Source organism: Bradyrhizobium sp. UFLA05-108, from assembly GCF_059803455.1.
Genome location: NZ_JBANAZ010000059.1, coordinates 38,216 through 59,219 on the forward strand (window position 1 = coordinate 38,216; position 21,004 = coordinate 59,219).

The 21,004-nt window shown below is 56.8% G+C and carries 10 protein-coding genes and 4 pseudogenes; 6 read left to right on the forward strand and 8 right to left on the reverse strand.

The window, feature by feature from the left end:
- Positions 1-771 precede the first annotated feature (771 nt).
- On the reverse strand, positions 772-2,865 hold the full coding sequence (locus SO140_RS33460) for a prolyl oligopeptidase family serine peptidase (RefSeq protein ID WP_498543671.1): 2,094 nt from the start codon (positions 2,863-2,865) through the stop codon (positions 772-774).
- Between the two features lie 1,372 nt (positions 2,866-4,237).
- On the opposite strand from SO140_RS33460, the gene mddA reads away from it, so the two are divergent.
- Positions 4,238-5,017 carry a methanethiol S-methyltransferase gene (gene mddA / locus SO140_RS33465; protein WP_498543672.1) on the forward strand — a complete coding sequence of 260 codons (780 nt, stop codon included), beginning with the start codon at positions 4,238-4,240 and terminating at the stop codon, positions 5,015-5,017.
- Positions 5,018-5,380: 363 nt separating this feature from the next.
- On the opposite strand, the gene SO140_RS33470 is transcribed toward mddA, so the two are convergent.
- Positions 5,381-6,034: a methyltransferase gene (locus tag SO140_RS33470; protein WP_498543673.1), complete on the reverse strand. Its 654-nt coding sequence runs from the start codon at positions 6,032-6,034 to the stop codon at positions 5,381-5,383.
- Between the two features lie 563 nt (positions 6,035-6,597).
- Between SO140_RS33470 and SO140_RS33475 the strand changes: the two genes are divergently transcribed.
- Positions 6,598-7,344, forward strand: coding sequence for an outer membrane protein (locus tag SO140_RS33475; RefSeq protein ID WP_498543682.1), 747 nt, complete (start codon positions 6,598-6,600; stop codon positions 7,342-7,344).
- 1,105 nt (positions 7,345-8,449) lie between these two features.
- Here the strand turns inward: SO140_RS33475 and SO140_RS33480 are convergent.
- Together SO140_RS33480 and SO140_RS33485 are read right to left on the reverse strand one after the other, a co-directional pair.
- On the reverse strand, positions 8,450-9,307 hold the full coding sequence (locus tag SO140_RS33480; protein ID WP_498543674.1) for an autoinducer binding domain-containing protein: 858 nt from the start codon (positions 9,305-9,307) through the stop codon (positions 8,450-8,452).
- Between the two features lie 404 nt (positions 9,308-9,711).
- Entirely contained in the window at positions 9,712-9,906 is a 195-nt protein-coding gene (locus SO140_RS33485) for a hypothetical protein (protein ID WP_498543675.1), read from the reverse strand.
- Positions 9,907-10,381: 475 nt separating this feature from the next.
- Between SO140_RS33485 and SO140_RS33490 the strand changes: the two are divergent.
- Positions 10,382-10,835: pseudogene (locus SO140_RS33490) on the forward strand (isocitrate lyase/phosphoenolpyruvate mutase family protein); the annotation flags it as partial.
- A 587-nt stretch (positions 10,836-11,422) separates the two neighbouring features.
- Positions 11,423-11,598 (forward strand): annotated as a pseudogene (locus SO140_RS33495) (integrase core domain-containing protein); the annotation flags it as partial.
- Positions 11,599-11,638: 40 nt separating this feature from the next.
- On the opposite strand, the pseudogene SO140_RS33500 reads toward SO140_RS33495, so the two are convergent.
- A pseudogene (locus SO140_RS33500) lies at positions 11,639-11,854 on the reverse strand (transposase); the annotation flags it as partial.
- Positions 11,855-12,218: 364 nt separating this feature from the next.
- Positions 12,219-12,839: a nitroreductase family protein gene (locus SO140_RS33505; RefSeq protein WP_498543676.1), complete on the reverse strand. Its 621-nt coding sequence runs from the start codon at positions 12,837-12,839 to the stop codon at positions 12,219-12,221.
- A 1,197-nt stretch (positions 12,840-14,036) separates the two neighbouring features.
- On the opposite strand from SO140_RS33505, the pseudogene SO140_RS33510 reads away from it, so the two are divergent.
- Positions 14,037-14,300, forward strand: a pseudogene (locus tag SO140_RS33510) (IS5/IS1182 family transposase); the annotation flags it as partial.
- Positions 14,301-14,724: 424 nt separating this feature from the next.
- Here SO140_RS33510 and SO140_RS33515 read toward each other — a convergent pair.
- Entirely contained in the window at positions 14,725-16,062 is a 1,338-nt protein-coding gene (locus SO140_RS33515) for an LLM class flavin-dependent oxidoreductase (RefSeq protein ID WP_498543677.1), read from the reverse strand.
- Positions 16,063-17,919: 1,857 nt separating this feature from the next.
- Here SO140_RS33515 and SO140_RS33520 point away from each other — a divergent pair.
- Complete coding sequence (locus SO140_RS33520) at positions 17,920-18,165, forward strand: hypothetical protein (RefSeq protein WP_498543678.1); 246 nt, start codon at positions 17,920-17,922, stop codon at positions 18,163-18,165.
- 1,175 nt (positions 18,166-19,340) lie between these two features.
- On the opposite strand, the gene SO140_RS33525 is transcribed toward SO140_RS33520, so the two are convergent.
- Positions 19,341-20,045 (reverse strand): hypothetical protein, encoded by a 705-nt coding sequence (locus tag SO140_RS33525; RefSeq protein WP_498543679.1) that lies wholly within the window; start codon positions 20,043-20,045, stop codon positions 19,341-19,343.
- Between the last annotated feature and the right edge of the window lie 959 nt (positions 20,046-21,004).

Consider the following 21,004-nt stretch of genomic DNA (forward strand, 5'->3'; position numbering starts at 1 on the left):
GAGCAACTGGTGAGATCTCGGCGGCAATCCAATGATGCCGCCGAACCTGTAGCCATCATACGACTTGCTAAGGGCACACCTCAAAGTGCAGCGCGAGCTGGCCCAAGGGCACAGCCCATGCTGGTGACGATGGAGTGATTTGACGCGGAACCGATGTGGCTGAGGATTCCTCTTGCTGAGTACTCGATCTCCGGTAGTTCCCCACGCGTCTTTTCGCTGCGCGCACTACCGTCGATGTCCGAGCGGGATGCCTAACTTTAGCGCCTTCTGACGCAGTGATCCGACGCTTCGCTTTGTAAGCTTTGATATCTTCGTAACGGGTGTTTTCGCCCTCGAGTGTGCGCGTAGTTCTTTCACGTCCGCCTTCGTGTACTCGCGACGGACAACCTTCTTGTATTGCGTCTTGGCCATAACAACTCCGTTGGCGTTCTTACGCACATCTAGCAGGAATGAATTGAAACTGCCAAGCGCGTGTGAGTTGCAACGCGACGTCTCCTCATGTGTCGAATATCCGACAGTTTCGTCCAAGCTTGGAAGCGCGCGGCCCCCAGATGGAAGCTAATCTCGCCCCGCGGCCGCGGCGAATATGTCAGCCGTAGACAAAAATCTGGCGCAACCGATTGATTCCGCACGAGCGCAATGCCAAATGAGCGCTGGCAGGCCTATCTCGAGAGGCTTGCGTTCGGTCCCGATCTCGCGGTGGTCGAGGTCGTCGAAATTAAGAGCAGCAGTTTCAGCCCTGGTGTTTGCGAGATCGGGGTGAATCTTGCTTTAAGTCTTCTCGTCCAGCCAACCAATTTTGCGTTTCAGGAATTCGAAGCCGAGCACCTGAAAGGCGGCCTGCTCCTTGTTGTCCCTGCCATAGCCGTGACCACCGCCAGCCGGCTCGTAGAGATAAGCCTGATAGCCCATCCCCTGGAGCTTGGCGACCATCTTGCGGGCGTGTCCGGGATGGACGCGATCGTCCCGCCGCGTGGTGGCGATCAGAATCGGCGGATAGTCCTGCCCTGGCTTGGCAATATGGTAGGCGGAATAGGACTTGAGCCATTCCCACTCTGCGGGTTTGTCGGGATCGCCAAATTCCGCAATCCAGCTCGCGCCCGCGAGCAGCTTGGTGTAGCGGCGCATATCGATCAGCGGGATGGTGCAGAACAGGGCGCCAAAACGCTCGGGGTACCGCGTTAGCATATTGCTGATAAGAATGCCGCCGTTCGATCCGCCCTCGGCCGCGATGCGCTTTGCCCTCGTGACGCCGCGGCGGACAAGGTCGGCCGCGACGCTTGCGAAATCATCATGGGAGAGCCGCTTGCCGGCTAATCGCCCGGCATCGTGCCACCGCGTGCCGAACTCGCCGCCACCGCGCAAATGTGGCTGCACCGTGGTACCCCCGCGCTCGAGCCACAGCTTTCCAAGCGCGGAATTGTAGTACGGCTTCACCGAGATGCCGAATCCGCCATAACCGCTCATATGGACGGGCGCTTCGCCGGTCTCACCTTTGGGTCCGGTCTGCACATAGGGAATGCGCTCGCCGTCGACCGAGATCGCTTCATGCTGGGTGACCACGAGACCATCAGCGGTAAAGGTCTTAGGCGCCTCCTTCAGCAGGGCTGGACGGGCGACGCCCCGCTCCAAGAGCATCATGAAGGGAGGCGTGAGCGGATCCTGGATCTTGGCCAGAAGGTCACCATTGCCCTCAGATGGATCGCGATCAAGTGGCCAGACATCAACGACGCCGATATCGGGAAGCGAGTCCAGCTGCTCGCGGCTCCAGGTGGTGGGGGATGGCGTGCAGATCTCGAACACCGGCCGGAGTTCGTCGAGGATGGAGAGGACCAGTTTGCCATGGACCCAGAAAAATCCCTGCAGTGCTCGTCGCGGCCTCGCCACAAAAAGGACCACGAAACTGCGCTTCCCGGCAAGAAAGGCGGTCAACGATATGCCGATCAGGGTATCAGCCGGGTAGATCACGCCGGCGATTGTCACAGCCGTGCGAAGCTTCACCGCGAGCCAGTCCTGATGCGCCTGCAGCCAGATATCGGTCGGAAGGTCGAGCTTAACGTGCGCCCCTGCTTCGGTTCCGAGCCATGCGTGGAAATTGAAGAAATCCAGCTGCTCGCTGTACCAGACGCGTTGCTGTTGTCCGGTACGTTCGATCCCACAGCTGACGCCCATGCGATCGGGCGACGTCTCGAAAACCACGGCCGCGCGCTCTATGGGCTCGCCGCGGCGCCACAGTCGCACGGTTCTCGCATAGCCCGATATGGTTGCCATGCCCTCGCCATAGGCGCTGGACAACAGCAACGTATCGGGGTCAACCCAACTGACGCTACTCTTTGCTTCCGCCAGCACAAAACCGTCAGCCACAAAGCTCTTCGTGGCCAGGTCGAATTCGCGCAGCATCACAGCATCGCTGCCGCCCCGCGATAGGGCGATCATGACGCGCGAGCTACCGGACAGCATAGCGGTCCAGCTCATAAGCCAGTCTGCGTTCTCAGTCGCCGCGAGCTGATCGACGTCAAGTAGAGGATCCCATGATGGCTCAGGCTTGCGAAATTCTTCTAAAGTGGTCCGACGCCAGAGGCCCCGTGGATTCTTGACATCTTTCCAAAGGTTGTAGAGATGGTCGCCGTGCCGGCTGACATAAGGAATATTGTCCGGACGGTCGTAGATCGAAGCCAGCGCGTCGCGATCCCGCGCGAATGTCGCGCCTCCAAACACCTGCAGAGTTTTGCCGGTCTGTTGCTCGACAAACTCGAGCGCTTCCGGGCCTTCTATCTCTTCCAACCAGAGAAAGGGATCATCATCAGGGGCTAAAAGCGTTGGCTTTCCACCCCTTGGCGCTGACGGCGTGCGTGTTTTAGACACCGTTCACTCCAATGTTAGCATCAACCGCGCATCCGATACGCCATCGAGCCCGGCATGATATGGTTTCCAGCCTACAACCTGACGCGGCATTAGATTCAAGCTCATTCTGTTGAACTACAATCGCATAGCGATCGTCCGCGGCTCAGGGACTTTGCACGGTCTGAGAAGCTAGATCAGTTGCGCATTTAGGAGAGGACAGCAGGCAATCCTGGTTGTAGGAATTGCCACATCATGTGAGATCGTTGACGGTTAGACTTTCAATCCTGCGTCGTCCTCGCTCGCCCGATTGACTTTGCGCAACAAGTCCGCCCTTCCTGAAGAGGCTTGATGTGGCAGGAATCTATCGGCTCAGAATTTCGCACGTCCTGCGCCCGCTGACTATTCTGATTTCTTCAGCGTCAACTTGACGCTATCTGCGCCAGATTTACTGAAGCAACGGGGGTTGTCCAGAGGGACGTGTCGCCGCACAATGCTCGGCGTCTTCCTCTGACATAATCATCGGGAGCGTTTTACTCGGATGGCGTCGTGCGTTCGATGCAAATCCGGCCTCCTCTGCAACGTATGACCGCCAATCACTTTTCAAAAAGTACCCTCTGTCTCTGTTCAGGCTGATGAACAAGCGCACCTTAGCCGACAGTGATTGCTAAGGCATGCGCGGTTGCCGTCGCGGCGACACTCGCAGAACTCCGAGCGAGCCGACCTCCAGATTTGGCCACTGATTTATTACTGAGCAGCCTTTTCGCTCGCCCAATCCTCGTCGGGCGCAATCCTGCAGGATCCGGTGCAAGAATGCGGAGCATCGGACACTCAGCCATACCCGAGCACCAGGACACGGGGCCTCGGAACGCATCATCGTCAAGCACTCGTGCAAAACCCGGCACAAGGGGTGGCTGGCATCATAGAGACGCCCATCTTACCAACCGTGTCCCGGCGACTACGGCGATGTCAGAACTCCAACAACTGGCGGCATGATTCCAAATAGCATGCCATTAGCGACGCGTGTTCTCGCGACGGGCAAGATCCGCACCCTATGCCGTAGTCGGCACGTCCTTTGCTGAGATGAGAACGAAAGCCCGGCAGCCAAGTCTGCACGCAGCCGACGACGCAAGGAGTTCACGACGAAACTCGCTTAATTGTCACGTTACTCCGCGCCTAGTCAGGCCAACTCTCCCCTTGGCCGCAGTGCTTGGCTTGCGCATACGATCGAGGACCCTTTCATCATGATCGCGATCAGCGAGACATTTGCCGGGGCGAAAGCTACCGGCTGCATCTTCGGCGTTTGCGGACGGGCCACGAAGCTTTGACCGCGTGCCTTTCCGGATTCTTTAGCGCCCCATCGCGTGGGCAAGCCGTAACCGCGAGCGGAGAGACCATGCTTCAGATAAAGCCCACGAGCCACCCGGATTCCCAGGGTCGATTGTCACGATGGGCCGCATTTCTCTACGGCCTACTCGCCTACATGGCTTTCCTTTTCACAATTCTATATGCGGTAGGCTTCGTAAGCGGCCTGGTCGTACCGAAAACGATTGACACCGGGCCTGGCAGCACCTCGCTTACCCAAGCGCTTTCCATCGATGCGCTGTTGATGGCTCTGTTTGCCATCCAACACACCGGCATGGCGCGCAAAACCTTCAAGAATTGGTTGACGCGCTATGTACCGAAATGCATTGAACGGAGCACCTATGTGCTAATGGCGAGCCTGTGCCTGCTGTTGCTATTCTGGCGGTGGCGTCCCATACCGGCAATCGTTTGGCAAGTTACGGACCGCGATGTGTCCGTCATGATTGGGACAGCAGCATTCATTGGCTGGGCGCTGATGTTTACCAGCACGTTCTTGATCGATCATTTCGAATTGTTCGGACTACGGCAAGTCACGGCCAATCTCACGGGCCGCGGCCTACCGGAACCGCAGTTCCGGACTCCGCTGTACTACAATTTTGTACGGCATCCCATCTATCTCGGCTTTATCATCGCGTTCTGGGCCGCGCCCGTCATGACGATCGGGCACCTCTTCTTTGCAACCGGGACCACCGCTTACATCTTTGTCGGAATTTTCTTCGAAGAGCGGGACCTCCTTAAGCTGTTCGGGAACCAGTATCGCCAATACAAAAGACACGTCTCCATGCTCGTCCCCTGGCGCAAATCGGGGTAGGGTCAAAGCCGAAAAAGGGAAGAAGATCATGTCTTCCGGACCGTGCGTCACCAAGTTCCTAGTTTTCCGTAGGATCCAAAGGGCGAAACATCCACCCGCAGCAGCTCTATCTCAGAGAAGGTGCCATTTCTCGGCACCCTGACGTTCGCGGCCTCGTCGCACGCAGCAAAGCCATCGCCGCGCAAGTCCGCCCCAATGAACGAGCTGCAATGGCCATGTGCGCGCGCCCTTTGCAATGAGCCACCTAAGCGGCAGAGGCGGCGCGAAACACTTGAGCCACATCGCGAAAATGTCTGACTGGGGAGCACCCCAATATTTTAGCCGCGCAGCCTGAGGAGCAACTCGGCATGAGATTCAAGGACGTTATCGAACCGCGAGTTCCCAAACGATCCGGACGTGGCCCCCTGGGCTCGTTGGTCGGAGAATATGCATATCTCTAACACGCAGCTTACTCTCATCGATCAAGTTCACAACATACCCAACATCTCCCTGGTCCGAGAAGAGCACGTACATTACGCCTTTATCACTTAAATGGAGGTGCGCTCCTGCGAGAACTGCGGCCATGACTTGGTGGTCTTGATCGAAACACGAGCGCTCCAGATCATCCCTTGCTTCGCGATTCCAATACGGGGCAGCAAAGAGAATGACATCGAATTTCTCACCGGATTGCAGTGCAGAGTAAGTGTCGCTATGGCGTACGTCGGCTTTGCTCCCGTAACCTAGCCGCTCGATGTTTATCTCCGTCGTGCGAACGGCTTGCGGATTTATGTCGAGAGCCACGAGGCGCCCTGCGCCGGCACGAAGCGCAGCAAGCCCTAGCACACCTGATCCGCATCCGAGATCGAGTACCATTGCGTCATGTTCGATGCGCCACTTCGACATTAAGGCGTCCGGACCGTGACTTAAGCGTGGTGACAGAACGCCTGGCAGGATGTGTAGGGGCATGCCGTGCACCTCCACATCGTGTGGGAGTTCGCACAGCCGCAGTTCGGCTAGCATTGCATCGACGTCCGTCATTTGGCTCCGTTCAGATGCGCTCGCCCACGTACTCATTCTAACTCTCCATCTTTGGGTACGGACCTCGCGGGCCATCGGGACCCACCTGCGTATCAGGTCGAGGCTTAGCGATTGCTTCAGCGCGCCGGCAGTCTCCGTACTTGAGAAGTCGTAAAGAAGGACGCGCCGCTCTCCATGGAGGACTTACCAAGGTAGCACGTCCATTCCAGCGCGCTTATTCTCGCCCGGATGACACGGTAGCCTCCAGGAAGACGTCTCTCCCGTCTTGAGCATCTTAAGGCAACGAACGCCACTCCAGTTGCTGATCCGGTCAGCGACTACATGCACGTGGCCATCCTCGACTAACGAGCTTCGACACACAGCCACCTACTCCGTTGTCGCGTTGACCCGTCCGCTAGGTCTCGATGCGTGCGATGCTAGTGAGACTCGAGCCTACAACCTCACGCAGCGTTAGATTCAAGTCGATTCTTTCGAAGTAATGTTGCGCCGCAGTTACAGCAATTCGTGTTGGTGCTGTTATGACGCGCGAGGCCGGGGGCCCCCCTAAGGAAATGAAGCTCGAAATGAAGAACTTGTTGCTTATGACTGCGAGCATCGTCGCACTCAACGCTGCGGCGCCTGCATTCGCCGCGGATCTCGCTGCACAGCCTGTCTACACCAAGGCGCCGCCGCAACCCGCGCCGGTCGCGATCGCGGCCTACGACTGGAGTGGTTTCTATGCTGGCATCAATGGCGGCTGGGGTTCGAGCCATAACTCCTGGGATTTCGCGGGCACCACCCCTGAGGGCTCCCACGATGCAAGCGGCGGCACGGTCGGTGGGCAGATCGGATACCGCTGGCAGATCGGCCAGACAGTGCTTGGCGTCGAAGGCCAAGGCAACTGGGCCGATTTCAACGGCTCCAATGTCAGCGCGGCCTTTCCGACCAACAGCAATCACACAAGGATAGATGCGTTCGGCTTAATCACTGGTCAGATCGGTTATGCCGTCAGCAACGTACTGCTATACGCCAAAGGGGGCGCCGCGGTCGTGGGCAGCAGCTATCAGATCAACTCCGTTTCCCCAGGGACGCAGCTTGGGAGCGCGGACACTACGCGTTGGGGGGGCGCCGTTGGCGCCGGGCTTGAGGTCAACCTGACGCCGAACTGGTCAGCTGGCGTCGAGTACGACCACGTGTTCATGCCGACCAGCGACGTGAACTTCACGGCCGCCGGTGGTGGTGCGCTTGGGAACGATCGCATCCGCCAGGATTTTGATCTCGTGACCGCGCGGGTCAATTACAAGTTTGGCTGGCCCCTGGTTCTCAAGTAACGATCTCCTGATCTTCAATCGCGATCGAGAGCCCCGGCCCTTCGCCGGGGCTCTTTGTCGAGATATTCATCTGCGTGCAACGGTCACCTAAGTATCTTTTGTGCTTTGCGAGAATTCCCGCGTTAACGTAACTCAGGTCGTTCTGACGGCCCACGGATGCGTCGGTGAGGCAGGGCTGAGCGACTCCGACTGCGCAGATCGCCTGCGTGTGATCGATCCGGAAGATTTGAGGTCTAGACCGTAGACTTGTCTCGCCCTCAGTGATCCAGCGTCTCGAACCAATAATCGCGTGTTCCGGCTTTGACTTTGAAATACATCGACACACCAATGCTTTGGCGTTCGGCAATCAAGGCGTTGTAACAAGCAGGCAAGCTTTGTGCTCGGCGAGGCCCTCCTACACCACTCTTCGGCATGATCTGGAACGCGGCGATGATGCGTGCCTCTCAATATACCCCTCAGCACTCGGCTACTACGAGGGGGTACCTTGCTCAATGGCTCGCGAAAACCAGATGAATCTCGCCGCCAATTTTTTCGGCTGCATGTCGATTGGCGTCGCTCAGCGAAATGGCTGACGTCCCGCTCGCGCATTTTGCGCACATAAAGACCGAATTGCCCAAGCATAGGTCGATCGATCCTGCCGATGCCCCTTGTGCTCGATGTGTTGCACCAAGTCGCGCTCAGCAAAAGATCCTCAATAACTCCCGTACTGAGACGTGATGAGACTGGGTTCAGCGGCTAGGACGGCAAGCTTTAATGCGATTTCAGGTCCCAGAGTCCGGCAAGAGGCGTCTCTCTCGCAAAGTGTGCCAATACTGCGTGTTCTGTAACGCGAATACTTTGCATAGAAGTAAATGGGACCAATGCAGAATGCATCTTCCGCTAAGCGATCTTGTCGGGCACGCTAGGTATTCACCAGCAAAGGCACAGCTGATCTGCTGGCACGGCCGATCGAATAGCAGCGACTATCAGCTACATTTGCGACGCAGTAGATGTTCGCGGCGATTCATGGCGACAAGCGCAGCCGATTGAGGCCATACCGCCGTGAGGCCCGCTCCCTTGCAGAATCGCCACGCCCAGGGTGGTCCTGCAGCGTACGCGATACCAGCTACGCGACCATCGGTGTTCCCGCTGCAGTCACCGAAAATTCAATAAGACCAAGACGAAGCGCCTTCACAAGGCCTTGAGTCCGGTTCGCTGTCCCGAGCTTTCGTATTACGTTCTTAAGATGGAAATTCACCGTATTCTCGCTGACACTCAGTATCTTCCCGATTTCCCAGGAAGATTTGCCTTCTGCTACCCATCGCAGGCAATCCTTTTCGCGCTCTGATAAGGTCACTTTTCTATCGCAAGCACTGTCCAAGGGTCTTGCGACCTCCGCAAATGCGACATGAAACTGCCAAGCCAGCGCGTTGAGACGGCTCACACTCCCCAGAGGATCGGTATCATCAAAACTGGATGCGAACGATACCACAGATATACGGCCTGATGGCCCAAACAGCGGCACGCTGACGCCGTGCTTTAGGCCCGCCTCTCTGGCCTCCTCTAGTACGCGTTGTTCACATGCCTGAAGCTGATATTCCTTGACCAGCTGGTCCCATAGAAACGGCCCCGCATACATCGGTGCCCGCCGGACCACCGGATCGACCGTGTAGTACTTGCGTTCCAAATAGCGCTGGCCCCAGTCCGGCGGAACCTTCATGGCTATCAGAGGCGGTGGGTACCCCGGCAGACGAAGCGGCTCAGCGAAGGTGAGTGCTCCGTAAGCGACTTCAGTGAAGCCCTCTTCGCTCGCACAGCTCACAAGCAGATCAAACAACGCTTTGAGAGATTGCGTTTGATTTGCGCATTCGACGAAGCTGAAGAGATTCATATGGCGCCTCACGCGATCGGCAGAAGGCATTGCGCCGTTCGACTGAATTTGTTTCAGACTGAGGTTGGTTGTATTCCCGCGCTGCTCCAGCATACATTGCGGCCGGGCGAATGCCGCGATACCTGCGGAACGAAAGCGACTGTCAGCGCAGGTAAGAGCTGCACACGGCGGCGATACGGGCGAAGTCGGGACGTCCGCGCGTTTCCGCCGGTTTGGACGACGGTATCCACATTGGTCCTCTCTACGCCCCAACGATGGTGAATCGCGCTTGGAAACGCCTGCACCTATGTTACTCACACACCGAATGCCCGCGGTGGTCTCCGTGATCCGCTCGTCAGGCGTCAGCCGGCTGCTCGATAGCCCTTGTGGCAAGATTCTGCGTCCCGATTTTGGGAAATTACGTGAGCAGCAGTGCGCAAGTCCGCCTGATGCCGGGCTCCAGCTGCTTGAACTCAACCTCGACGAGCTGTTGGAGAGCAAAGATAAGCATGGCCGGGTTATATCTGCTGCAAATTCTTGCGGATCGCGGCCGCCAGCGTATAGCTGATCGGCAGTGGACCAGCGTCGGCGAGCCCGGGATCTGCGGAGAGCACGGCGGGCTCGGCTAGAGGCACCGCCTTGGGCAAGAAATCCGATCCGTCTGCAGGTTCTACTGTGAGAACGGTGATCTCGTCGTCGAACTCTTCGCGCACATCCAGCGCCCTCTACCGCAAGAGCCAATCGAGGCAGTTGATTGCGGTCACCGCGCCGGCGCTTGCTAATTTTGGTGAAGGGCCGCACGTGAGTTTGCGAAGAATCGAGGACATGCTTGATGCAGGTGACGCTGTGCATGGGTTTCTCCAGGAACTTTGCAAGGGTCTGGGATGAGAGCAGCAAGTGTCATACCAGTCTCCTCCCCCGCAAAACCCAGTTGCCAAGACAAGAACTTCGAGAAATTGCCAGGCTTTAGTCGAATTGAAGCACTGCGACATGCGTCGGAATTACGACAACGCCGTCTGCACCAGCTGCGACACATCCGTGGATCTGCTCTCCCGATCTAGAAGCAGCATACGATTTCCCTCGCGTTTTAAGAGACCGACCGCCTGAAGCCGCATGATCGCGAGCGACCAACACTTTCACCAATCGTCGCCGATCGATGCGGGCATCGCCGCCCCATTTTAGACCTTCGCCGATATCGATGAGTTCTCGGACCGTCTCCGGACAGTGAGGGATACAGTCGGACAAGACTTGGTTCTCGTGACATGGATCGAATCACTGATTGTTGATCGTGCAATGGACGAAGCGGTTTCGTGCGCATACGCTTACGCCGATGCGGGAGCCGACGCGATCCTCGTTCACTCGCGAAAGAGCACCGCGGACGAGATCCTTGCGCATTTGCGAGCGCCTGGCAGAATCGACTCCCATCTTGATCATTCCAACGAAGTACTATCGAACACCGGTCATACCGCAAGGCGCGCATCTCGACGGTGATCTGGGCCAACCACTCCATGCGAGCTGCACTAGTGGCCACGCGCCGGGTCTGCGGTCGGATCATGGCTAAGGAAGGTATTGCAAGTATTGAGCCCATATTGCGATGCTCGACGAGGTCTTCGACCTAATGGGGTACGACGAACTCGCCTGAGCAGAAGCGCGATATCTCCAAGCTGACGACCAAAAATAATAGATTCGCATGCGCCACTATCCCGATGCATTTTTTGACAGACTGCCGCCGTGCATCGTCCTTTTCATCGCTACCCACCACTGAACTCTCCAACGCAGCACCTATTCGTCCTCTTGGAGATATCATTGAATGGCATGACAGCCCCGGTTCCGCGATCGGCTTACAATTCCGTCTCATCATTCCGCTCGACGGCCAGGCCACCGAAGAAACGCGCCGGATTCACCTGGCAGCTAGAAAACGATCAGGCAGCAGCTCGGATATGTGTTTTTGTTCACTACCGGAGTTTCTTTTGCTACGATCCGACAGAACTCCTACCACCCAGCAACGACCCCATAATTTTAAGGCTGAGCGCTCGTGTCGGCGCATAGGACAGCTTTGGTCAAATTGGGGCCGCACATCGAGCGGGACCGCCGCAAAGGAGGTACTGCACGCGGCGAGGAAATTATCGATCTGACAACAGGAGAGGCCTAGAGTGAACTCGCTCAATCAGTGCATGAGGGCGCGATCGCAGCGACCAATGGCAATCTCAACTGCTATACCGACCCTGCGGGCTCTTCCGAACCGAATTCCTCAATGCCCATTGGTTCCTGTCCCTTGCGGATGCCCTGGAAGAAGTGGAGACTTGGCGCAGATACTACAACGAGGAAGACCCCACGGGGCGATCGGCAATCGGCCGCCGGTTTTGCTGCAAAATCGCGCCGGCGCATCCAGCCCGCCAACGTGATCAGAGCGCAAAAGTCTAGTTCTGGCTGGTCCAAAGTTCGGAGCCGTCTGTAGAAGGCGCCTAGCGCGGTATCGGTTCGTCCCACAGTTGCCGCAGCAAGCCGCAGAAGCGCGGCGGCCGGACTCCCTGAGCGGCGTGTGCGCGCTGAGAGCACTTTCCCAACGGAGATCTTGTTGCTCGGCGCCAAGCAGAGCCAGGACGAAAAGTGCTTTGCTCGACCAAGCAGAGAGGCCTTGCCGCCCTCGGCCAGGACACGCTCCAGCCGGGTTACCAGCGAAAAGCTTCGCCTTGCTCGAAATACGCTTACGCCTCAAAATGGCGACAGATTTGGTGGCGATCAGGAAGTTCGTGATGCGTACGGCCGCGCGATGATGCCCTAACGACGTATCGGACGGCGTCGGAGTTCATTTGTCCCTTTCTCTACTCTGCCCCACGATGGGGCCGCCAGTACAGCTTCCGCCAAACACGGACCGGCGACTCCCCGGTTGTACAATTGCCGCTGCCCGCCTCCTGAGGCAGATCGAGAAGCCGCGCCACCGCTACGTTATGGTGAAACCACGCCGCATTGAAATCATCCGTCAAACGACTGCCCGTGCGATTCTCATTGATGCTGCAATTCGTTAACTCCTGAACCGTCCGGGAAAGGAGCCGCTCGCGGCAAAGTCCGCGACTGGTGAACGGCCGCTTGGCGTCTCGCGCTCTAACAGGGTAGGTGGTAGGTGTGCGCCGTCGCCCTTGCGTCCAACGGCTATCGCGATCTCGACGCAAAAGCCCTCGGGTACCCTGAGGACGGCGCGCGCTGTTTCCACGTCAAATCCACTCATCCCGCGCGCAGCCCAACCGGCGGAGGTTGCCTGGTTGGCAAAGTTTGCCCAGGCCGCGCCGGTGTCAAAGGAATGCGTGCGCGACAGCTGTGGCTCGCTTTTTCCGGGAGGGGTGAAATCGTTCTTTGACAGTACGTAGATGAGCGCAGCCGCGTGTCGCGCCCAACTCTGGTTGAACTCGATCAAGGGACTGAGAAATACTTCGAATTCGGATTGCCCACGCAAGGCATAGAGAAATCGCCATGGTTGAGAATTAAAAGCCGACGGCGCCCATCGAGCGGCCTCGAAGAATGTGTATAAAAGTCTCTCCGAGATCTGATCCTCAGTGAACCCACGCGGCGACCAGCGGTCAACGAATGTCCGGTCTGCAGGATATTCGGAAATGCGGACTTTAGAAGCAGGCTGTCGAATGGTCACTTTCTTCTCCCTGTCATTGTAGTGCCCAGCAAGTCATTGTAGTGCCCAGCAACTCCCGCCTGGTAAAGCATTGGCGATGTCGGCACCTCGACTAGATGCGCGTACTCAAAGCGCGAAAGACCTCCGATTTTCCTTGTCCGCGATGATCACACATGCTGGAGCGCTGCGTCAGTGCAACAATGGCGCAACGATATGCTGCTCGTCCACCCTCGCCAAATCTCGGCCGCGCGTCCCACTCAAGGATCGCATTGAGTCACGCCAGTGCGCTGCGGACTGGCAGGAATTTCGATTTCGAGTTCGCGCGACACCTCGATAATGGTTATGGTCAATTGCCACTTTCGCAATGTGCGCATTGAACGTGCGTGCTCGATTCACGAATAGTGTCCCGAGATCGCGCTGGGACCGGGTTGCCGTGGCGTTTTCTACTAAGAGGGCGCGTCGGCCAGGGTCCTTCGCAAAGGCGGTCCAGCGAGTTTCATTTTGATAATCTTCCCGTGTGATTTCTAGGGATATGCTTCTCAGCCGATACTGACCAAGTTCGGGATCTTCAAAGATCGTCAACCTGCAGGGTACCGACGTATCCCACTCCGATGTCTGCTTTGACCCAAATTTGAACTCATCTCGATGTCATAAGTCCATGGCTGCATTGATGCTGACCTGTTGAGCTTCTCCGCGCCGTTAAGAACATTCCTGGTCCAGCTGTCCAGCTGGTAGAACGAGCGATGCCAGTCCCCTAGCTTGGGCAGCTTTCCGGACCAAAGGACAGGATTTCCTCGGGACGGGAGTGTTCGGCCCAGAGAATCGTCACCTTGAACGTGCGCCCATCTTACCCGAGAATTGTCTCCGTTCGCCGCAGCTCGTATTCAGTTTCGATCTCCTTTGGCCGGCTGAAGTTCGCAATAACCGCAACATTGATGTTCGCCACTTCTGCGCGCTGCCGAGCGGAAAACTTCCGGCTTCATCAGGATCAATCTGGGGGCTGTCATCGGCACTGCTGCATCGAACCTCATGCTTAGCAAACAGCGTGCCACCCGCCAAATGCATGCGCGCCTCAACTGACTAGGAAAGCCCGCGTAGCTGCTGATGTTCCCGTGGAAGGTCGGGTACCATCGTCAGCTTTGTAACGGCACGGTCGTCAATAGAACATAGCCGCCACGGCCAACTCTAAGCAAGATGATGCGGGTATGCCAGCAGCGCAAAAAGGGGCCTCAGGATCAGGCCATCGGACGCTCGCGCACCGGCCTGGGCACCAAGATCCACCTGGCGTCGCGCGGGCTGGGATGTCCCGTCCGCTTCACCCGCGCCACCGGTCAGAAGGCGCACCCCACAGGCTACAGCCCTGCTTGAGGGCAGCCTGCCGAGTTTGTCATCGCCGATACTGCTTACGATGCCGATCACATCCGCGAGGTGGGAGCTAGCAAAGGCGCCAAAGCCGTCATTCCGAACAAACCCATCTCGGCTTGATACGAAAAGACTGCGCGAAACTACCTCGCGAACCGTCACCTTTGCCGCCGCCGCGCTATGGCTACGATAAGTGTAGACACGACCTAGCGGATGGTGTCGGTCCAGTCGGATTTTCCGAACCGGCGTGGCAGCTCCCTCTCTCACATTCCGAAGAGCGCCGCGACTATCGCCGTGACCTTTTCGCACTGCCATCCGCGTTGCGGGATCCTGGCCGCGATGTCGTCTGGAACTCCATGATACTTCGAAAGCTCCTGTCTGCCAGATAGCAAACGCCCACCACGCCCTCTACTTGTTAGCGGCTTCGTAACTCCCGAGGAATTTACAAACTTTCCAGAAGATAGCAATTCCAACCCAGGGCCGTGCCCTAGCCGAATCCGACGACGGCTTGAGCACAGTTTTGCGCATGACTGCTCAGTCTCGGCTAGGTGAACCGATTCAGTGGCCGCTTGAGACCAAGATTTTCTCTCAATGTCTGTCCGGAATATCCGGACCTAAACTTGCCTCGTCGTCGCAATTCAGGAACGACGAGATCAACAAACTCCTTGAGTCCGCCGGGCACGGCCGCCGGCATTACGTTGAATCCATCGGCCGCACGTTGATCAAAAGTATCCACCATCACGTCCACTATTTCGTCTGGTGTTCCAACAACCATGAGATGGCCGCGACTATCAGATATCGACCGGATTAGTTGTCTCCAGGTGAATTTCTGGCGTGCAGCTAGATCGAGGAGGACCTTTTGCCGACTCTTCATGAAATTTGTTTGCGGCAACGTCTCGGGGACTAATGAATCCAGATCCATTGAACGCAGGTCGGTGACAAACCCAAGCACAAGATCGGCGAAACCAATTTGCACGTCAATGTGCGTATAAGATTGTAGTCTTTGGAGCTTCTCAGACGCTTCTTGCCTGGTCCTACCAACAATCGGGATAATGCCGGGCATGACCAGCACCTGATCGTCCTCTCGCCCAAGCGCGCGTGCCTTCTCTTTGAGAGCTGCGTAGTATTTTTTGCCGTTCTCCAAATGAGGTTCGGCGGTGAATACGACCTCGGCGACCTCAGCACCGAACTGTATTCCGGCATCGGATGCGCCCGCCTGAACCAACACGGGATACCCTTGAAGCGGCCGTGCGATATTCAGTGGGCCTCTGACCGAGAAGTGGCGCCCTCGGTGATCAAGCAAATGCAGCTTCGTGGTGTCAGCAAAAATGCCACTTTGCTTGTCGCGAACGAAAGCGTCGTCTTCCCACGAATCCCAAAGTCCCTTCGCAACTTCTACAAATTCTCTCGCTCGAGCATAGCGCGTGCCATAATCTGGAAGTTCCGCCTCGCTGAAATTTGGCGCATCGAACTTGGATCCCGAGGTAACAATGTTCCAGGCCGCACGCCCCCGCGACATGTGGTCGAGTGAGGCGAACATGCGTGCAAGGTGATATGGGTGATTGTACGTTGTCGTCGCTGTCCCCACCAGGCCGATGTTCCGTGTTCTCGATGAAAGAGCCGACAGAAGCGTAATCGGCTCGAATGTGTCGTTTCGGCTTACACGAGCCATGTGTGCGTGATCTTGCTCTAACACGCCAGGGGTATCGGCGAGAAATACGAAGTGAAATGCCGCACCTTCGGCAAGTGCCGTCAGATGAGCATAGTGGTCGATATCAACCCCGCCACTCGCTGGCACCCCCGGATCGAGCCATGCGCCTTCGTGATGTCCCGCCGGGCGGAGGAACAGTCCGAGCGTCATTTCATCATTACTGCGCAGCATGCCGCACCTCCTTTTGAATTGACCGCGCGCCGAGAACCGCCTCAGATCGCCGGCCCAAAGCCCCCTCGGGTACCAGACCGCGGGCGTTCCCAATCGCACGATTGGATTGTCTGATTGTGGATGCCGGCCGCTGCCATCCCACACTGAATGCCAAATGCGGCGCAGTGCCGCCTCTAACTAACGAGCGTGAATGATTGAGTTTACGTGCCGAGACGTGCGCATTGCCACTATTGCCCGAGCCCCTCTTGCTGTCGACGAGCACTATCGGTTCGGTTACGCTGTCGACGAGTTGGTTACATAACTGTTCGTTCGCCTCGTGGTGGCCGGGAGGGCGCGGAATTGAAAGGCTTGATTCTCGTAAGCGTTCAAGCCCGGCGCACTCGGCGGTCGCGCCGGAGTGTTTATCAAGCGCATTTGGGAGAAAGGAGAAGTCGCGGCAGGCGTTTGTACCCTCGATTTCTGCATGGGACGAGCCAGAACAGCGACGAAAGAAGGCAGATTGCGGTTGGTCTTGCATGCCGAGCTCGTTGCACCGTGACGTCTATGCGGGCGTACGCCAGTCGACCGGGTAGATGACATGGCCTGGCATCTTGATCAATTTCCTGACCTTGGTAGTTGACGGGCGTGCAATTTGTTGCATCCGCGACTTATCTGGATCAAGAGGCAACATGGATCCGCCTCATGTGGCAGACGGGTATCTGACGAAGGCATCGCGACTGGTTTCCCGATCTGCCGGAGTTCGCGGACGTGGGACGAGCCGATGGAAGAAGGGCTGGTCGTCCTCACGCCCAACAGTTGGCGATAGGACATAGTAGCGGATGCAGAGGAGACTTATAGTTTGTTGAGAAAGAGACCAATGAAGTCACAGGCATCAAGCGTCATTACCTTGGATTTCTGGTCCTGCTGAAAACCCTTCAATGGAAAGTGGGCCTTACAATGGGCTCTATGTCGAGCGAGATCAGCCGAGCGCTGTCCGCGGCCAGCGATGCGCAGGAGAATAGAAAATAACCTCGGATTCCACGTGCCCCGGAAAATTCGCCCCTCCCGGTAGAGAACCCCACCAATCTGAAGAGGATCGTGCAGGGATGTTCCGTGGCTCGATTTCTTCTGAATTTGAGCGGCGGTCCGCAATTGACACATTGCTCGCACTTCACGCTATCTTTCGTACCCGTCGCGCTTTGGCGAGCTCGTTCCTCCGGGTAGGCTTGGCAGGACGGTTCGCGAAGTCGGGGACTATTTCCATCCCATTTGAGCGCGCGGTTACGCATTGTTATGTTTGGCCCGCCAGAACTCCGAGTGCGAGCGGAAGCTAGGTCAGCGACGTGAACAGCGTCTCGTTCGACCGTATCTGAGACTGGAGCGTCGAAGCTCTCGATGGAAATGTTGCGCTGCGCTTGATCCGGCCGACGTAATGTCATGCGAAGTGTCCTGATTGATCCAAATCAGGATGGCGATGCTAATGAACTCGCTGTCACGCGGTGGCGAGCACGCTACCGACTGGCTGTCCTCGAGCACACTTTTTTCTGCGGACGAGGCGAACGGTCCGTCTTACCATCTTCGCGCTACAGCCGTTGCCTGATCGACAACGCCCGATGTTGGATCGCCGACGAATGCGAGCGCTGCGCATAACGCAGCTAGCCAAGCTATTCGTCACGCAAGCGATTGTCTGATTGCACGAGTGGCACACCGATTGCTGTGCTTGAGAAAGAACGAGTCTCCGCGAAAATGGAGGGTTCTTTCCCGACGCTGTTTATGACGCATAGACCAATATCACGCGTTCAACGCCACACCAGCGAAACTAGCAAGGGTGGCAACCGTCGGTGAGGCGCATACGAAGGACATGAAAGGATCATGGTCATGAGTCTACTCGAACCTCATTCATCACGCGCCCCGTCGTTGACCATTTTGGTTGGTAGGAACCGTCATGGCAACTGGGTTGTCCGCGAACAGAGCGGCATATTCGGCGGCCTGTTCGTGAACCGTACCCAGGCATTAAAATACGCATTGTTCGAAAATGGTAACCATCCAGAAGCCATCGTCGAGCTGTCGAGCGAAATCGAACTCGACATTCGCGGCCCCCGGATCCCGCCTCGAGGCGCGTGATCCGGCACGTCAGAAATATTGTTGGCTGAGCTTTGCTGTTTGTCCAATGGTGCAGATTGTTGCGCATAACGGGCAGCAAGAACCTGGAAGTTGCTCTCTCGCTAAGGACACGCGGATTTGCGTCGAGGCGTGTAAACGTATGCACTTGACCTGACGAATGGTTCTTCGCCGTGGTGCGACCCTACGCAGATTTGTATCCGATGTTGGGCGGAAGGCCGCAAATTTCTCCCAAGCAATCGGCAGCGCGTCAAGCAAGTTTGCATCGGGGTTTTTCCAAGCACCACCGCTCTCGATGCGGACGCGTTTCTTGTACTCATTTCCCGATAACGAGAATCGATGTACAGCTCGTCGGCGGACCCGGAGATTTGTTTTGCGAAACGCCACGCGCTTTAATTCATCGAGCACGGTTCGATGGAAGCGTTCGCAGATGCCATTCGCCTGCGGGCTCCTAGTGTTGGTGCCGGTGCGATCGATGCCCTCGACGGCGGATAGAGCTCGCAGTCGTGATGCTCAGGGTTGCCGCAATACTCCGTGCCACGATCCGACAGCAGCTGAAACAGCACGATGCCGCGCTCCTCGAAGGACGGCAGCACCTGATCGTTGAGAACCTCCGTCGCGGAAGCCACACCCGGCGCACACGGAAGGGCGACAAGCTTCAGTTCTTCAGTTCGTTGGAACCACGCACTTGACCCCAGGTCGGCTGCTCACTCCCCAGCGCGACCATGCCACTTCGACCTCGGACGCGACGCGGTTCTTGCGGCTGGTGGCCTACAGCGCCAGCTCGCCACTCTGGTCATACAGCTCCTTGAACCGGTAGAGGCTGTGCCGACTTATCCCACCATCTTGTAGGCTTGGCTGACATTGCCGCAGTTGAGTCTGTTCTCGTATCATGATGCAGGCCCCTGTGCAGGAGCCGGCAGGGCAGCGCAGGCGCGCCCTATCAGGTGAGCGCCCCCGGTCGCCCACGGGCTCATTGGGACACCTATCCAAACCAAATTGCCACAGATCAGCGTGCCCGCAAACTTTGGCCCGCTTGCTTTCACTCGAACGACAATCTGGCGGGCGGCCGCCATCGTCGGCCTCTGCTAGTCAGCGTCTCGTGTGGACTGACTGTCTAGCCAGACGGCTCAACAACTCAGCGGATCAAGATTAAGTACCTTCTCGTGCCGACGAAATTACGAGTTTAAGATCAGCTCGCGTAAGTCGTGTCGATCAACGAGACTCCTCAACTCTTCGCCCGTTAGCCAAATAAGCCAATCGTCGTCCACAATATCCTCTTCTATCAAATGTAATATCGACCCGCCTTGCTCATAATGTGCATATCCGTACAGGCCGCCCTTTTCCAAGCGTCGCCGCGATACAAGCGCACATAAAAAATCAGGACACCACATCGCAAAAGACACGCCCCGCGCTATCCCTGTTGTGATTTTGGAGATCCCCTGCCCCCTAAAATCCCTTCGTATCCAACGATCTCCGTGATAGGCTATTTTCCCTGTCATTATCTTCGCGCTTGGTGCCGTGCACGTACATCGGTCGTTAGGATGTGCATATAGAGTCGGATCAGCGTAAAACGCCTTCAGCGATTGAAGATGCTCTGCAAAGCTGTCGCCCGAAAGATCATACAGTCGAGCAGCCTCTAAGAGAGCGATCTGATTATTCATATCGACGCCTACCATCCAATATCCCTCGCCTGGTTTGATTGGGGAGCGATCGGGACGAAAATTTGGATACGTAGCCCCTTTTGTTGGAGTGCCTCGTGTTATCGAGACATACTCATGAAAATCGAATCCTATCGAAATCTTGATGCCTTTTTGGACGGCGGCAGCGTCATATACCTGTAGGAAGCGTGAAACGTGCAATAGATCAACTAGGCCATTCATTGCTGCACCACCTATCGAGTTGAGCTGTATTGCTTCGCGAGCAAGCTACTGCAAATGGTACAGGAGCAGGAAGCGGTCCAGACCTACCTGCTTTGGTGAGGAGTGGGGTGCCGATGATTTGAGGAAGCGGGTTGGGTGCATATCACCAACGGCGGTAGAGATTTTTTTATCGTAGCGAAGGAGCTGGCCACAGTTTGGAGCCCGTCCTTGGCCGATCGCCATGAACAAGGAGACCCCATTCACGTGCTGCTATGATTACGACAAGTGCAAGGTATGCCACCGACTGTAGGCCGGCACCAAAAATGCGGAGTTCAGGTGCCATAACTGGGAAGTATCTGAAACGGTGGCTGGTGGATCGACATCATCCGCAAGTTAGCGGCTTACGGCCACCCCTTAAAGATCCTGGACATCCTGGACGACTCAGACATTTGTGCTCCGAAAAAGCTGCAAGCGCCTTGACGTTAAGGACGTCCGAACAAACCCTAGACGCCCACTAATCAAGCCGAACGTTTCATTTAAATCCGCCGGAGTGAGTGAACTTATTCTCCGAGGCGCAGAACCACCTCGAACGAAAGTCATCACCGCGTTGCCAGGATGGCTTGATCGATACAACTGAAATCGAGCGTTCATGACAGCACGGGATGCAACTACTAGCTCTAGCAGGAACTCAGCCGCGTTCCAAAACGAAGCTGAATCAGCGCCATTATGTGTGTAGTGGCCGACGAAGCTGCCAACAGTGCCGATCGCCCGTAGCGGATGATCCCTTCTCACCGGCGCTTTCAGTTCAACGTAGCTGAACAGCCGTTCGATTCTCGCCGCCGCGCTCGCCCAGTTTCCGAATCTTTCCGGAGTAAAATGACTCATCCCACCGGCGCGCCGCGAGCTCTAGCAGGCTGTTGAAAAAGGCGCTCGCCGCCGACCGGCGACCATGATTCATTGGCTCCGACGAGATTCGGAGA

Excerpts from the sequence above, each read along its gene's own strand:
- SO140_RS33475 (WP_498543682.1), top strand. The coding sequence starts at position 6,598 with ATGAAGAACTTGTTGCTTATGACTGCGAGCATCGTCGCACTCAACGCT.
- SO140_RS33515 (WP_498543677.1), bottom strand. The coding sequence starts at position 16,062 with ATGCTGCGCAGTAATGATGAAATGACGCTCGGACTGTTCCTCCGCCCG.
- mddA (WP_498543672.1), top strand. The coding sequence starts at position 4,238 with ATGCTTCAGATAAAGCCCACGAGCCACCCGGATTCCCAGGGTCGATTG.
- SO140_RS33525 (WP_498543679.1), bottom strand. The coding sequence starts at position 20,045 with ATGAATGGCCTAGTTGATCTATTGCACGTTTCACGCTTCCTACAGGTA.
- SO140_RS33480 (WP_498543674.1), bottom strand. The coding sequence starts at position 9,307 with ATGCTGGAGCAGCGCGGGAATACAACCAACCTCAGTCTGAAACAAATT.
- SO140_RS33520 (WP_498543678.1), top strand. The coding sequence starts at position 17,920 with ATGAGTCTACTCGAACCTCATTCATCACGCGCCCCGTCGTTGACCATT.
- SO140_RS33470 (WP_498543673.1), bottom strand. The coding sequence starts at position 6,034 with ATGACGGACGTCGATGCAATGCTAGCCGAACTGCGGCTGTGCGAACTC.